Source organism: Luteimicrobium sp. NPDC057192, assembly GCF_042670205.1.
Classification (GTDB): domain Bacteria; phylum Actinomycetota; class Actinomycetes; order Actinomycetales; family Cellulomonadaceae; genus Luteimicrobium.
Window position 1 is genome coordinate 234,378 of sequence record NZ_JBHUWD010000002.1, and the last position, 13,621, is coordinate 247,998.

At 73.4% G+C, this 13,621-nt stretch carries 13 protein-coding genes and 1 tRNA gene; 11 read left to right on the forward strand and 3 right to left on the reverse strand.

Annotation, left to right across the window (positions count from 1 at the left end; translation table 11 throughout):
- Positions 1-99 precede the first annotated feature (99 nt).
- The 10 genes from ACFT5B_RS02530 (at position 100) to der (ending at position 9,063) form a co-directional block, all read left to right on the forward strand.
- Complete coding sequence (locus tag ACFT5B_RS02530; protein ID WP_386796429.1) at positions 100-1,074, forward strand: heme o synthase; 975 nt, start codon at positions 100-102, stop codon at positions 1,072-1,074.
- A gap of 16 nt (positions 1,075-1,090) precedes the next feature.
- Positions 1,091-2,023: a site-specific tyrosine recombinase XerD gene (locus ACFT5B_RS02535; protein ID WP_386796399.1), complete on the forward strand. Its 933-nt coding sequence runs from the start codon at positions 1,091-1,093 to the stop codon at positions 2,021-2,023.
- A 260-nt stretch (positions 2,024-2,283) separates the two neighbouring features.
- Positions 2,284-3,123: a ParA family protein gene (locus ACFT5B_RS02540; protein WP_386796430.1), complete on the forward strand. Its 840-nt coding sequence runs from the start codon at positions 2,284-2,286 to the stop codon at positions 3,121-3,123.
- Positions 3,107-4,021, forward strand: coding sequence for a segregation and condensation protein A (locus ACFT5B_RS02545; RefSeq protein WP_386796400.1), 915 nt, complete (start codon positions 3,107-3,109; stop codon positions 4,019-4,021). Before ACFT5B_RS02540 ends, ACFT5B_RS02545 begins: the two co-directional genes overlap by 17 nt.
- Positions 4,018-4,761: an SMC-Scp complex subunit ScpB gene (locus ACFT5B_RS02550; protein ID WP_386796401.1), complete on the forward strand. Its 744-nt coding sequence runs from the start codon at positions 4,018-4,020 to the stop codon at positions 4,759-4,761. The genes ACFT5B_RS02545 and ACFT5B_RS02550 overlap by 4 nt, the downstream gene beginning before the upstream one ends.
- A gap of 46 nt (positions 4,762-4,807) precedes the next feature.
- Entirely contained in the window at positions 4,808-5,617 is an 810-nt protein-coding gene (locus tag ACFT5B_RS02555; RefSeq protein ID WP_386796402.1) for a pseudouridine synthase, read from the forward strand.
- A 13-nt stretch (positions 5,618-5,630) separates the two neighbouring features.
- Entirely contained in the window at positions 5,631-5,993 is a 363-nt protein-coding gene (gene aroH, locus ACFT5B_RS02560) for a chorismate mutase (protein WP_386796403.1), read from the forward strand.
- Positions 5,994-6,073: 80 nt separating this feature from the next.
- Positions 6,074-6,805, forward strand: coding sequence for a (d)CMP kinase (gene cmk, locus ACFT5B_RS02565; RefSeq protein ID WP_386796404.1), 732 nt, complete (start codon positions 6,074-6,076; stop codon positions 6,803-6,805).
- Positions 6,802-7,494, forward strand: coding sequence for a lysophospholipid acyltransferase family protein (locus tag ACFT5B_RS02570; protein ID WP_386796405.1), 693 nt, complete (start codon positions 6,802-6,804; stop codon positions 7,492-7,494). The genes cmk and ACFT5B_RS02570 overlap by 4 nt, the downstream gene beginning before the upstream one ends.
- 45 nt (positions 7,495-7,539) lie before the next feature.
- Positions 7,540-9,063 carry a ribosome biogenesis GTPase Der gene (gene der, locus ACFT5B_RS02575; RefSeq protein WP_386796406.1) on the forward strand — a complete coding sequence of 508 codons (1,524 nt, stop codon included), beginning with the start codon at positions 7,540-7,542 and terminating at the stop codon, positions 9,061-9,063.
- An 81-nt stretch (positions 9,064-9,144) separates the two neighbouring features.
- Here the strand turns inward: der and ACFT5B_RS02580 are convergent, their stop codons facing one another.
- Complete coding sequence (locus tag ACFT5B_RS02580; RefSeq protein ID WP_386796407.1) at positions 9,145-10,437, reverse strand: NAD(P)/FAD-dependent oxidoreductase; 1,293 nt, start codon at positions 10,435-10,437, stop codon at positions 9,145-9,147.
- A gap of 223 nt (positions 10,438-10,660) precedes the next feature.
- Here ACFT5B_RS02580 and ACFT5B_RS02585 point away from each other — a divergent pair.
- A tRNA-Pro gene (locus ACFT5B_RS02585) sits at positions 10,661-10,737 on the forward strand.
- A 136-nt stretch (positions 10,738-10,873) separates the two neighbouring features.
- Here ACFT5B_RS02585 and ACFT5B_RS02590 read toward each other — a convergent pair.
- Together ACFT5B_RS02590 and ACFT5B_RS02595 are read right to left on the reverse strand one after the other, a co-directional pair.
- Positions 10,874-11,443, reverse strand: a complete 570-nt coding sequence (locus tag ACFT5B_RS02590) for a GNAT family N-acetyltransferase (RefSeq protein ID WP_386796408.1) — start codon at positions 11,441-11,443, stop codon at positions 10,874-10,876.
- A gap of 284 nt (positions 11,444-11,727) precedes the next feature.
- The gene (locus ACFT5B_RS02595) at positions 11,728-12,972 is read right to left on the reverse strand and encodes a carbohydrate-binding protein (RefSeq protein WP_386796409.1); all 1,245 of its coding nucleotides are present in this window, start codon (positions 12,970-12,972) and stop codon (positions 11,728-11,730) included.
- Positions 12,973-13,621 lie beyond the last annotated feature (649 nt).

Below are 13,621 nucleotides of genomic sequence, written 5' to 3' on the forward strand. Positions count from 1 at the left end.
GGCCCTCGCGCACGTGCCGGACGACGTACCATGGAGCCGCGACGCGCCGAGGCGCGAAACCCCACTCGACGAACGGAAACACGGGCCCGCGTGACCACCATGAGCCAGGCAGCGACGAACGACGCGCCCGATCTCGGCACCCTCGGAGGTGCGGGTGTCGCCCCGTCGGACCCGAGCACCCGGTGGGGACGCACCCGCCGCCGCGTCGGCGCGTACGTCTCGCTGACCAAGCCCCGCATCATCGAGCTCCTGCTCGTCACGACGATCCCCACGATGATCCTGGCCGAGCGCGGCATCCCCTCGCTCTGGCTGGTCGTCGCGACCCTCGTCGGCGGGGCGCTCGCGGCCGGCAGCGCGAACGTCCTCAACTGCTACGTCGACCGCGACATCGACCGCCTGATGAACCGCACGCGCAAGCGGGCGACGGCGACGGGGGAGATCAGCGGCCCCGCGGCGCTCACGTTCGGGATCGTCCTGGGCGTCGTCGCGACGGCCTGGCTGCTCGCGTTCGTGAACGCGATGTCGGCGGTCCTCGCCGTCGGCGCGATCGTCCTGTACGTCGTCTTCTACACGATCATCCTCAAGCGCCGGACGTCGCAGAACATCGTCTGGGGCGGGGTCGCGGGCTGCATGCCGGTGCTGATCGGCTGGTCCGCCGTGACGGGCTCGCTGTCGTGGGCGCCGGTGACCCTGTTCGGCGTGGTGTTCTTCTGGACGCCGCCGCACTACTGGCCGCTGTCGATGAAGTTCCGCAAGGACTACGCGGCCGCGGGCGTCCCGATGCTGCCGGTCGTAGCCAAGGACACGCGGGTCGCGCGCGAGATGATCTGGTACACGGTCGCGATGATCGCGTGCTCGCTCGCGCTGGTCCCGCTCGCCGACATGACGTGGTTCTACGTGGTGTGCGCGGTCGCGCTCGGCGCGTGGTTCCTGTTCCTGTGCGTCCGGCTGCTGCGCCGTGCGGAGCACCCCGAGCAGGGCAAGCTCGGCGCCATGAAGGTGTTCCACGCCTCGATCACGTACCTGACGCTGCTGTCCGTGGCCGTGTGCGTCGACGTCTTCCTCCCGTTCTGAGGGCCGCCGTCGTCCGATGGCTGAGACCCTGCGCGACGCGCTCGACCAGTACCTCGCCCATCTGACGGTCGAGCGGGGACTCTCGGTCAACACGACCTCGGCCTACCGCCGGGACCTGCTCCGCTACGTCGACTACCTCGAGGCCGCCGGGGCCGGGGTGCCCGCGGACGTCACCGCCGCGCACGTGCAGGCGTTCGTCGTGGTGCTGCGCTCGGGCGGGGACGGGCGCGCGGTCCTCTCGGCGGCGTCGACGGCGCGCTGCCTCGCGGCGGTCCGCGGCTGGCACGGCTTCTGCGAGGGCGAGGGCCTGGCACCCGCCAACCCCGCGCACGACGTCCGCGCCCCAGCGCGAGAGCGTCGCCTGCCGAAGGCGATCAGCGTCGAGGACGTGGGCCGGCTGCTCGAGGCCGCCGGGCTCGGCGACGGCGCGGTCCCGGTCCGGGACGCCGCGCTCCTCGAGCTCGTCTACTCGACGGGCGCACGCATCTCCGAGGCGGTCGGTCTCGACGTCGACGACCTCGACCTGGACGGCGGCGCGCCCGCGGTGCGGCTGTTCGGCAAGGGCAGCAAGGAGCGGGTCGTGCCCGTCGGGTCGTACGCGGCTCGCGCCGTCGGCGCCTACCTGGTCCGCTCGCGTCCTGAGCTCGCGCAGCGGGGCCGCGGCACGCCCGCGGTGTTCCTCAACGCCCGCGGCGCGCGCATGAGCCGGCAGAGCGCCTGGGCCGTGCTGCGCGGCGCGGCGGAGCGCGCGGGCCTGGGGGCGCACGTGTCGCCCCACACGCTCCGGCACTCGTTCGCGACCCACCTGCTCGCGGGCGGAGCGGACGTGCGCGTGGTCCAGGAGCTCCTCGGGCACGCGTCCGTCACGACGACGCAGCTCTACACGCTCGTGACCCCCGACGCGCTCCGCGAGGTGTACGCGGCCACGCACCCCCGCGCGCTGGGCTGAGCGCTCGGCCCGGACCCGGCGCGAACCGAGGCCCGGCGCGCCCGGCGACGCTCCGAACCTGCGCGCAGGCGCTGTTGTAGGTTGGCTGCGTGAGCAGCCAGGCATCGAGCGAGAGCACCGAGCAGACGCTGCCGACCCTGTCGGCCCCGCTGCCCCCGCAGCGCCCGTCCGGGGGGCACGACGGCGCGCCCGCGCGCGCACCGGAGGCCAGTCCGGCCCCGCCGTCGGCGTCACCGGTCCGGCAGGAGCACGACGGGCCGCTGCTCGACCCCGTGGGCCGCGAGCTCCCCGAGTTCCCCGTGCCGGAGCCCCTGGCCACGCACGGGCCGGGCCGCATCATCGCGCTGTGCAACCAGAAGGGCGGCGTCGGCAAGACCACGACGACGATCAGCCTGGGTGCCGCGCTCGCCGAGTACGGCCGCAGGGTGCTCGTCGTCGACTTCGACCCGCAGGGCGCCGCGTCCGTGGGCCTCGGCGTCAACCCGAACGAGCTCGACCGGACCGTCTACAACGCCATGATGGAGCGCGGCACGACGCTGCACGACGTGCTGCGCCCGACCGACATCGAGGGCCTCGACCTGGTGCCGGCGAACATCGACCTGTCGGCGGCCGAGGTGCAGCTCGTGGGGGAGGTGGCGCGCGAGAGCGTGCTGTCCCGCGCGCTGCGCGACGTCGTCGACGAGTACGACGTGATCCTCGTCGACTGCCAGCCGTCGCTCGGCCTGCTCACCGTGAACGCGCTCACAGCGGCGCACGGCGTGATGATCCCGCTCGAGTGCGAGTTCTTCGCGCTGCGCGGCGTCGCGCTGCTCGTGGAGACCATCGAGAAGGTGCGCGACCGGCTCAACCCGCGCCTGGAGATCGACGGGATCCTCGCGACGATGTTCGACTCGCGGACGCTGCACGCGCGCGAGGTCGTCCAGCGCGTCTACGAGGCGTTCGGCGACACCCTGTTCCACACGGTCATCGGCCGGACGGTGAAGTTCCCCGACGCGTCCGTGGCCGCCGAGCCCATCACGGTCTACGCCCCGACGCACGCGGGCGCCACGGCGTACCGGCAGCTCGCCCGAGAGCTGGTCGCGCGTGGCGACGCCGCCTGACGCGGCCCCAGTCGAACCGTCCGAGCCGGAAGGGCGCAGCGGGGGCTTCGAGGTCCACCTGGAGAACTTCTCCGGGCCGTTCGACCTGCTGCTCTCCCTGATCTCGAAGCACAAGCTCGACATCACCGAGGTCGCGCTCGCGCAGGTGACCGACGAGTTCATCGGGTACATCCGGGCCGCGGAGTCGGCGGCGTCGGACGGCACCGGCACGGGCTGGGACCTGTCGACGGCGAGCGAGTTCCTCGTGGTGGCTGCGACGCTGCTCGACCTCAAGGCGGCCCGCCTGCTGCCGACCGGCGAGGTCGACGACGCCGAGGACCTCGAGCTCCTCGAGGCGCGCGACCTGCTGTTCGCCCGGCTCCTGCAGTACCGCGCCTACAAGCAGGTCGCCGACGTGGTCCGGGAGCGGCTCGACACCGAGGGCCGCCGGTTCCCGCGCCTCGTCGCGCTCGAGCCGCACCTGGCCGCGCTGCTCCCGGAGCTGGTGTGGCAGGTCGGCCCCGACGAGCTCGCGCTCCTCGCGGCGCGCGCCCTCGCCCCGAAGGCCCCGCCGCCCGGCGTGGACCTCGCGCACCTGCACGCGCCCGCGGTCAGCGTGCGCGAGCAGGCCGTCGTCCTCGCGGACCGGCTCCGGCACGACGGCGCCGCGTCCTTCCGTGCGCTCACCGCGGACGCCGGGGAGGTGGTCGTCGTGGTCGCCCGGTTCCTCGCGCTGCTCGAGCTGTTCCGCGAGGGGCTCGTCGGGTTCGACCAGGTCGCACCGCTCGGCGAGCTCACGGTCCGGTGGGCCGGGGGCGACGACGACACGGCCGACACGCTCCAGACCGACTACGACGACGTGAGCGACCCCGCCGGCACCGACCCCGTGGCGGCGGACGCGCAGGAGGTTCCCGCATGACCGACGAGCAGCGACCCGACCCGGACGCGGAGACGTCGGTCACGGACGTGCCGGGCGCCGAGGCGGAGGGCGCCCACGCGGAGGGCGCCGGGCCCGACGCGCCCGAGCCCGAGGTCCCGGACGTCCACGCGCTGCCGGGCGGCGTGCACGCCGCGCTCGAGGCCGTGCTCATGGTCGTCGACGAGCCGGTGCCCGTGGACCGGCTGGCGAGCGTCGTCGCGCTGCCCGTGGCGGAGGTCGAGGAGGTCCTCCACGAGCTCGCGGCCGCGTACCGCGGCGAGGTGGACGGCGAGGTCGTCGCGCCGCCGCGCGGGTTCGAGCTGCGCGAGGCCGGGGGAGGGTGGCGGATCTACTCGGCGCCCGCGTTCGCGGACGTCGTCGGGCGGTTCGTGCTGGAGGGCCAGACGGCGCGCCTGACCCAGGCGGCCCTCGAGACGCTCGCGGTCGTCGCCTACCGGCAGCCCGTCACGCGCGGACAGGTCTCCGCGGTGCGCGGGGTGAACGTGGACGGGGTGGTGCGGACCCTCACGTCGCGAGGCCTGGTCGCCGAGGTGGGCACCGACCCGTCGACGGGTGCGGTCCTGTACGGGACTACGGGATACTTCTTGGAGCGGATGGGCTTCTCGTCGCTCGACGAGCTGCCTCCGCTGGCCCCGCACCTGCCGGATCTCGACACGCTCGACGACGCGATCGAGACGGCGCTCCGCCCCGCGCGGGAGAGCACGCCGCAGCAGGGCTGACCGTGGCGCCGACCACCGCGGCGCCGACGACCGAACGAGGAGACCCGTGAGCCCAGCCCGACCGCCCCGCCGCCGCCCTGACGGCGCAAGCCCCGGCAGCAAGGCCAGTCAGGACAGGGACGTCCACGACCCGGACGGCGTGCGGCTGCAGAAGGTCCTGGCGACCGCGGGCTACGGCTCGCGGCGGGCATGCGAGGAGATCATCGCCGCGGGCCGCGTCGAGGTCGACGGCGTGCGCGTGCGCGAGCTGGGCCTCCGCGTCGACCCGGCCAAGGCCGTCGTGCACGTGGACGGGCTGCGGGTGCAGCTCGACACGTCCCTCGTGACGATCGCGCTCAACAAGCCGCTCGGCGTGGTGTCCTCGATGCACGACGACGAGGGGCGCCCCGACCTGGCGCCCTTCGTCGCCGACCGGTCCGAGCGGCTGTACCACGTCGGCCGTCTGGACGCCGACAGCGAGGGCCTCCTGCTGCTCACGAACGACGGCGAGCTCGCGAACCGCCTCACGCACCCCCGCTACGAGGTCGCGAAGACGTACCTCGCGACGCTCGACGGCCGGGTGCCCGACGGCGTGCGGCGCACCGTCCTGCGGGGCGTGGAGCTCGAGGACGGGCCCGTGAAGGCCGACCACTACCGCGTGGTCGACCGGACGCCCCAGCAGTCGCTCGTCGAGATCGAGCTGCACGAGGGTCGCAACCGGATCGTCCGGCGTCTGTTCGACGAGCTCGGCTTCCCCGTGACGCGCCTGCTGCGCACCCAGATCGGGCCCGTCCACCTCGGCGCGCTCAAGCCGGGCCGGACGCGGGTCCTGGGACGCGACGAGCTCGGCAGCCTCATGGCGGAGGTCGGGCTGTGAGAGGGAGACGCTGATGGCGGTCCGGGCGATCCGCGGCGCCACCCAGCTCGACGTCGACGAGCGCGAGCACCTGTTCGCGCGCACCCGCGAGCTCGTGGCGGAGGTCCTGGCGCAGAACGAGGTCGACACCGACGCGCTGATCTCGATCGTGTTCACGTGCACCCCGGACCTGACGAGCGACTTCCCGGCCGCGGCCGCACGCGAGATGGGGCTCGGCGACGTCCCCCTGCTGTGCGCCGTCGAGATCGCGGTACCGCACGCGCTCCCACGCGTCGTGCGGATCATGGCGCACGCCGACCTGGACGTGCCGCGCGGTGCCGTGCGGCACGTGTACCTGCACGGCGCGACGGCGCTGCGCCGTGACCTCGCGCAGTGAGACCGGCTCCGCGGGCGCAGTAGTCTCCTGACCGGGCCCTCCCGGTCCCCCCTTCCCCGAGCAGGACGGATCCCACGCACGTGACCATCGTCATCGCCATCGACGGGCCCTCGGGCTCCGGCAAGTCAAGCGTCTCGAAGGCGGTCGCCCGCCGCCTCGGCCTCGCGTACCTCGACACCGGCGCCATGTACCGCGCGGCGACCTGGTGGTGCCGGCACACGGACGTGGACCTCGCCGACGCGGACGCCGTGGCCGCCGCGGTCGAGGCCCTGCCGCTGGTCATGGGCGTCGACCCCGATGCGCCCGCGGTGCACGTCGACGGCGAGGACGTGGGCGCCGCGATCCGCACGACGGAGGTCTCGACCGCCGTGAGCGCCGTCGCGACGAACCTCGCGGTCCGGGACGAGCTGCGTCGTCTGCAGCGCGCCGCGATCGACGCCGAGAAGCTCGGCGGATTCTCGGGCGGACGCGGGATCGTCGCCGAGGGGCGCGACATCACCACGGTCGTCGCGCCCGACGCCGACGTCCGCGTCCTCCTGACGGCGAGCGAGGAGGCGCGCCTCGCGCGCCGGGCCCGCGAGCTCCACGGCTCGGACGCCGCGCACGCCGTCGAGGCCACGCGCGACCAGATCGTGCGCCGCGACGCCGACGACTCGACCGTCTCGCAGTTCACCGTCGCCGCCGACGGGGTCGCGACGGTCGACTCGTCCGAGCTCGACCTGGAGCAGACCGTCGACGCGGTGCTCGCCGTGGTCGCCCGGCTCACGGCGACCGCCGCCGACGAGGCGGGCACCGAGCGCACCGACGCATGAACCGGGCGCAGCGCGTGGACCAGGACCTGCCCAGCGCCGTCGGCCCCGCGTGGTCACGATGGGTCGGCCGGTTCCTCGGCCGCGTCGTCTGGAACGCCCGCGTCCTGGGCGCGGAGCACGTCCCGGTCGACGGCCCCGTCATCGTCGCCGCGAACCACACGGGCCTGCTCGACGGGCCGCTCCTCCTCGGCGTCGCGCCCCGCGGCCTGCACATCCTCGTCAAGGAGTCGATGTGGGTGGGGCCGGTCGGGTGGATCCTCCAGGCCTCGGGTCAGATCCCCGTCGACCGCGACGGCGGCCGCCGCGCGCTCGCCACGGGGCTCGGGGTGCTGCGCCGCGGTGACGCCGTCGGCGTCTTCCCCGAAGGCACGCGCGGGCGCGGCGACTTCTCCGGGGCCCGCGCGGGCATCGCCTGGCTCGCGCTCAACGGGCACGCCCGCGTGGTGCCGACCGCGATGCTCGGGACGCGGCGCACCGGCCGCAGCGTCAACAGCCTGCCGCGGCTGCGGTCCCGGCTGCACGTCGAGTTCGGCGCGCCGATCGACGTCGTCCGCGAGGCCGGCGTGAGCGGCAAGGAAGCGATCGCGCGGGCCGCGGAGACCATCCGCGACGGTCTCGCCGCGCACGTCCACGCCGTGAGCGCGCGCACCGGGATCGGGCTGCCGCAGGACGACCCGCTGCGCGACTGAGCGCCGCGGTTCGTCGTGGCGGCCAGCACCTGGGAGAATCGGTCCATGACCACCCCCGACCTTCCGGTGTCCGGCGTGCCCGACGACGCCGAGGACGCCCGTGAGCTCGACGTCGCGCGCCTGCCCGACGAGGCGGACGACCTCGCGCGCGAGCGCGCGCTGCGCGCCGGGCTGCGCGAGTACGACCTCGACGACTCCGACCTCGCCCTCCTCGACGTCGGCGAGCTCGCCGAGGAGCGGGGCGACGAGCCCGAGGTCCTGCCCGTGCTCGCGGTCGTGGGACGCCCCAACGTCGGCAAGTCGACGCTCGTGAACCGCATCCTCGGCCGGCGCGAGGCCGTCGTCGAGGACACGCCCGGCGTCACGCGCGACCGCGTGAGCTACCCCGCGGAGTGGGCCGGGCGCCGGTTTACGCTCGTCGACACGGGCGGCTGGGAGGTCGACGTCGCGGGGATCGACGCGCGCGTCGCGGAGCAGGCCGAGGTCGCGATCTCGCTCGCCGACGCCGTCGTCTTCGTCGTGGACGCCACGGTCGGTGCGACCGCGACCGACGAGGACGTCGTGCGGCTCCTGCGCAAGTCCAAGAAGCCGGTGGTGCTGTGCGCCAACAAGGTCGACGGGCCGCGTGGCGAGGCCGACGCGACCGCGCTGTGGAGCCTCGGGCTCGGCGAGCCCTTCCCGGTCTCCTCGCTGCACGGGCGCGGGACGGGGGACCTGCTCGACGCCGCGATGGCCGCCCTGCCCACGGAGTCGGCGCACGGCGTCCCCCTGCCCGACGGGCCCCGCCGCGTCGCCCTCGTCGGACGCCCCAACGTCGGCAAGTCCTCGCTCCTCAACAAGCTCGCCGGCTCCGAGCGCGTCGTCGTGCACGAGACCGCGGGCACCACGCGCGACCCCGTCGACGAGCTCGTCGAGCTCAAGGGCATCCCGTGGTGGTTCGTCGACACCGCCGGCATCCGCCGCCGCGTCCACCAGACCAAGGGCGCCGACTTCTACGCGAGCCTGCGCACGCAGGCCGCGATCGAGAAGGCCGAGGTCGCCGTCGTCCTGCTCGACGCGTCCGAGACCCTCACCGAGCAGGACACCCGCGTCATCTCCCAGGTCGTCGACGCCGGCCGCGCCCTCGTCATCGCCTACAACAAGTGGGACCTCATGGACGAGGACCGCCGCCACTACCTCGAGCGCGAGATCGAGCGCGAGCTCGTCCAGGTCCAGTGGGCGCCGCGCGTCAACGTCTCCGCGAAGACCGGCTGGCACGCCGACCGCCTCGTCCCCGCCCTCGAGAAGTCCCTCGACTCCTGGGACACCCGCATCCCCACGGGCCGGCTCAACGCGTTCCTCGGCGAGCTCGTCGCCGCCCACCCGCACCCGCTGCGTGGCGGCAAGCAGCCGCGCATCCTCTTCGCGACCCAGGCGTCCACCCGCCCGCCGCGCTTCGTGATCTTCGCGTCCGGGTTCCTCGAGGCCGGCTACCGCCGGTTCGTCGAGCGCCGCCTGCGCGAGACGTTCGGGTTCGAGGGCACGCCCCTCGAGATCTCCGTGCGCGTCCGCGAGAAGCGCAAGCGCTGACCCGCCCCTCGCAGCGACTCCGGGGTCCGCGTCCGCCCGCTCCCGCGGACGGGTACGGACCCCGGCGTCGTCAGGCGCCGATCACGTGGTCGGGATGCGGCCCCGCAACACGTCCGGGCCGGTGACCGAGCCCGGCTCGTGGAACTCGCCCAACAGCTCCCGCGCCCTGTCCGTGGAGTCCCACACGTTCCACAGCAGCACCCCCTTGAGCTTCCCCGCGTCACCCGACTCCTCGGTGCCCACGTAGTAGACGACCCCCGTGTCGCCCTCCGCGCCCGGAGCCCAGTCCTCGACGAGGTCCAGGCTCGCGTCGAGGACGCCCACCGCCTCGTACCCCAGGTCGAAGATGTCCGAGTAGTAGAACGGCGTGTACTCGTACGGCCCCAGCTCGTTGCCCAGCACCGACGCCGCCATGTTCCGCCCCGCCGTGCGGCCCGAGTGCTGGGCGTGATCCACGTGCTCCACCCGGCGCGTACCGAGCAGCCGGTCCGGGTACAACGCGATGTCGCCCGACGCGAACACGTCCGGGTCGCTCGTGCGGAAGGCCTCGTCGACCACCACCCCGTGCTGCTCGTCGTCCACGTCGATGCCCGCCGCGACCGCCAGCTCCACGTTCGGCTCGATCCCGAAGCCCACCACCACGCCGATCCCCGACAACGTCACCGAAGACCCGTCCACCTCCGTGTGCACCAGGACACGGTCCGGCTCCGTCTGCTCCAGCCCCGTCGCCCGTGCCCTCGTCACCACGTCGACGCCGTGCTCCGCGTACCGGGCCTCGATCCGCCGGGCCAGCACCTCCGGGTACGTCTTCGCGCCCGGGACCGGGTCCGCCGTGAGATAGGTCACGGGCGCCCCCGCCATCGCGATCCCCGCCGCGACCTCCGTCCCGATGTACCCGCCCCCGACGACGACCACGCGCCCCGCGTCCGCGTCACCCGCCTGCGCCCGGGCCTCGTCCGCCAGCTCGCGGACCCGGTGAAAGTCGCCGAACGACCGGTAGTACACCACCCGCGGGCTCGGCGGGAGGTTCAGCTCGCGCGGCCGGCCACCCGTCGCGAGCAGCAGCGCACGATAGCCGTACTCGTCGTCGTCGTTCGCCACGACGACGTGGCGCTCGCGGTCGACGCTCGTGACGCGCGTCGACGTGCGGACGTCGGCTCGGGCGGCCTCGGCGGTGCCCAGGTAGACGGAGTCGGGGGAGCGGTCGGCGTCGCGCCAGAGGTCCTTCGAGAGCGGCGGACGCTCGTACGGCTCGTCGACGTCCTCGGACAGGATCGCGATGCTGCCGTCGGGGTCCAGCTCCCGGATCCCGCGGGCCGCGGTGTCCGCGGACATCCCCCCGCCGACGATCACGTAGTCGTAGTCGAACCGCATCACAGGCCTCCCGGCGTCGGTCGGGTCCGGCGGCACCGGCCGGACGCTCCCACCGTAGGACCTGGCCGGCGTCCTGCGCACGACCTGGCCGGCCACCCGTCCGACGAGGTGGGGGACCGAAAGTGGTCGGAGCGGGTGCCGGAGTTGGGGTAGCATTACCGTCGGTCCTGAGGGACCACCTCGGTGCCCGGGGTCTCGTCTGTGGACGGGCGTTCGGCACCGACGGGCTGTGGCGCAGCTTGGTAGCGCACCTGACTGGGGGTCAGGGGGTCGCAGGTTCAAATCCTGTCAGCCCGACCAGCATCGGCTTGGTCCAGAGGCGGTTTTCGGTTCGCACCGGAGACCGCCTCTTCTGTGTCGTTCATAGCATCGAATAGTGTGCCAAGCGGTGCGGGCCACACCCGCAGGGTCGCGCCTGCGCTCCGCGCGGCAGCGCTCACGAGCGAGAAGGGCCGTCCAGCTGCTCGAGCTCGGGGTCGCGCAGGCCGACGGTGTCGGTCTGCCACATCGCCTCGGGGTAGACGACGCGTCCGACCATCCACGGGAGGTGGGCGGAGAGCGGCGCCACCTGGAACGCAGGCTCGGGGATGCGGCGCGACGGGCGGAGGAGTCCGTGCGACGCCGCGGGGACGAAGCCGCGCCGGGCGTAGAAGCCTGGGGAGCCCTCGAGGACGACGGCGGGGGAGTGCGCCGCGTCGGCCGCGGCGAGGGCGGTGTCGAGCAGCAGCGTCCCGATGCCCTGGCTCTGGCGGGAGGGCTCGACGGCCAGGGGAGTGAGCATGAGGATCTCCACCAGCCGTTCGCTGGCGTCGATCCACGCCCGGCTGAGCCTGACGTGCCCGACGACGTCGTCGTCCTCGTCCGCGACGAGGTCGAGGCGCGTGGCCTCGGTGGCGTCGAGGCGGTGCATCATCTCGAGCACGCGGGGACCGTGGGCGCCGAACGCGGCCGCGACCACGGCGTCGACGGCGGGGGAGTCGGCCGGGGCTGCGGCCCGAATCGTCATGGGGAGAGCGTAGGGAAGCGGGTCGCGGTCCCGCACGGGGATTCGGGGCCGACTGCCGGGGGCTTGCAGGAAGGCGCCGACGAGCAGGCACTCACCGTCGACCAGGGGTCAGGCGTTCGACGAGGAGACCGAAAGAAATACTGTGCCAAGCGGACTCGTATCACTCTCACCACCGCACCCTGCACCGCAGCCCCAACACGCCTCGACGACGGGGGCGCACGAGGACATGCCGGAGGCCGCCCCGAGGTGCGGGACGGCCTCCGGCGTCGCGGTGACGGCCCCGGTCAGCGACCGAGGTCCTGGAGGAACCGCTTCGTGTACTGGGCTCCGGAGTCGCGGTCGAGCGACCAGTACCGGATCCCGGCGAGGCCGTGCGTCTTGACGTAGCTCGTCACGGTGTCGACGTCGGACAGGGAGAAGTTCTCGCCGGCGACGTCGTTCGGGCCGATCATCGGGCACAGCTCGATCTTGCTCGCGGGGATCCCGAACGTGTACTCGAGGTTCTCGGCCGCCTGGATCGCGGACCGGCCCATCTGGCACTGGCCGTTCGACACGACGCACACGGCGGCCGACGGGCCGCCGTAGTCCATCACCATGAGGTCGATCGTGTAGTGCGAGAGCGAGGACGCCTTGATCGCGTTGACGACCGAGGTGCCGAGTGCGTTGACGCCCGCATGGCTGCCGTCCGAGCCCGCCCAGGTGGCCAGGGTGAACGAGAAGCGCAGGTTCGGGTAGGCCGACTCGGCCTGTGCCGCGGCGTTCACGAGGTTCGCGATGTCGGAGCTGGACATCCCGTTCTCGATGTCGAAGTCGATCCCGATCAGGTGCGGCGTGGCGTACCGGGCGATGAACTTCTCGAGGTCGGCGCCCGAGCTGCACGTGAAGGACCCGGCGGCTCCGCCCGTCGAGACGGTGTAGTCGAGGTCGGCGGCGTCGAGCGCCCCGATGTTCGCGGAGACGAAGCTCTGCGCGTTGACGCCGGCCCAGCCCTCGTTCTGGCAGGTGCCGGTCGCGAAGGCGAGCGTGATCGCACCCAGGTTCGGGACGACCTTCGAGACGAAGCTGTTCGCGCCGACGAGGGGGAGCGTGGAGCCGCCGGCCGCGGTGCGCATCGTGTTCGTGTTCCAGCCCATCAGGACGGTGATGTCCTTGTACGGCGCGAACACGACGCCGGAGCCGTCGCCCGTGCCGCCGCCCGGGTTCCCGCCGTCGCCGGGGTCGGTCGTGCCACCGTCACCGGGGTCGGAGCTGCCACCGGTGCAGGCCCCCTGGGAGGTCCACGGCTGTCCGGTGCCCCCGGCGCCGTTGTGCGTGGCGGGGTCGTCGCCCTGGGTCCACCAGTTCGCCGTGTAGTTGACGCCGTTCTCGCTCGCCGTCTGCCCGCCCGTGTAGACGGTCGACGCGCTCCACGCCGCCGAGCAGGTGGTGCCGGCGGCGTGCGCCGCGGTGGCGGTCACCAGGCCCCCGCCCAGAGCGAGGGCGCCGACGGCCACCGCCCCTCCCAGTCGTGACTCGAGTCTCAGCCTCATCGTTGATCTCCTTGTCCTGGCCAGGTCCGGGGCAGGACGGTGCCCGGGCCGAACTGCCGCACGGCCCGCACGGTGCGGGTCGCTCGTCATGATTCGCTCTGTGCAACAAACGGATCAAGACGGTCCCCGGTTTTGTGTGGCGTTCCCTTATCTCCGGCGGGGGCATGTGGATTTCGCGTACCCGTCCGCGCGCCGGGAGACGCGGTTGGCGGACGGGGCGGAAACGATTGCATGCTCAGCGGGGCGGTAGTTCGGCAGGCCGATCGAACAAATCGGCTCACTACCTGGACAGACACGTGGATCATGTCCCTCGTTGTCAGTTGCTCCGTCCCCACCTCTTGACGTGCTGCGGAATCGTTTGCACACTCGGTACGACGCTTCGCGCCAACGACGGCCGGAGCCCGACCCCGGGAGTCGTCATGGCACGCGCTCCACGACGCACCGTCACGCTCAGGAGCGCCGCACCGCCCCCGACCCGCCCGTCGACCGGGCGGGGACCCCCTCCCGCCGACACGGACGACGACGTCGTCCGCCGGAGAGGCAGGGCAGGGGCAGGCACGCAGGAGCGAGAGGAGCGAGAGATGGCGCAGGCCGGACAGAGTGGTCCAGGAGTGCAGCACGAGCGCGGCTTCGTAGGGCGGACGAGGCG

What these genes read in the sequence shown, in the direction of transcription:
- ACFT5B_RS02570 (WP_386796405.1), top strand. Translation starts at nt 6,802, where the DNA reads ATGAACCGGGCGCAGCGCGTGGACCAGGACCTGCCCAGCGCCGTCGGC.
- aroH (WP_386796403.1), top strand. Translation starts at nt 5,631, where the DNA reads ATGGCGGTCCGGGCGATCCGCGGCGCCACCCAGCTCGACGTCGACGAG.
- ACFT5B_RS02550 (WP_386796401.1), top strand. Translation starts at nt 4,018, where the DNA reads ATGACCGACGAGCAGCGACCCGACCCGGACGCGGAGACGTCGGTCACG.
- ACFT5B_RS02530 (WP_386796429.1), top strand. Translation starts at nt 100, where the DNA reads ATGAGCCAGGCAGCGACGAACGACGCGCCCGATCTCGGCACCCTCGGA.
- ACFT5B_RS02590 (WP_386796408.1), bottom strand. Translation starts at nt 11,443, where the DNA reads ATGACGATTCGGGCCGCAGCCCCGGCCGACTCCCCCGCCGTCGACGCC.
- ACFT5B_RS02580 (WP_386796407.1), bottom strand. Translation starts at nt 10,437, where the DNA reads ATGCGGTTCGACTACGACTACGTGATCGTCGGCGGGGGGATGTCCGCG.
- der (WP_386796406.1), top strand. Translation starts at nt 7,540, where the DNA reads ATGACCACCCCCGACCTTCCGGTGTCCGGCGTGCCCGACGACGCCGAG.
- ACFT5B_RS02595 (WP_386796409.1), bottom strand. Translation starts at nt 12,972, where the DNA reads ATGAGGCTGAGACTCGAGTCACGACTGGGAGGGGCGGTGGCCGTCGGC.
- ACFT5B_RS02535 (WP_386796399.1), top strand. Translation starts at nt 1,091, where the DNA reads ATGGCTGAGACCCTGCGCGACGCGCTCGACCAGTACCTCGCCCATCTG.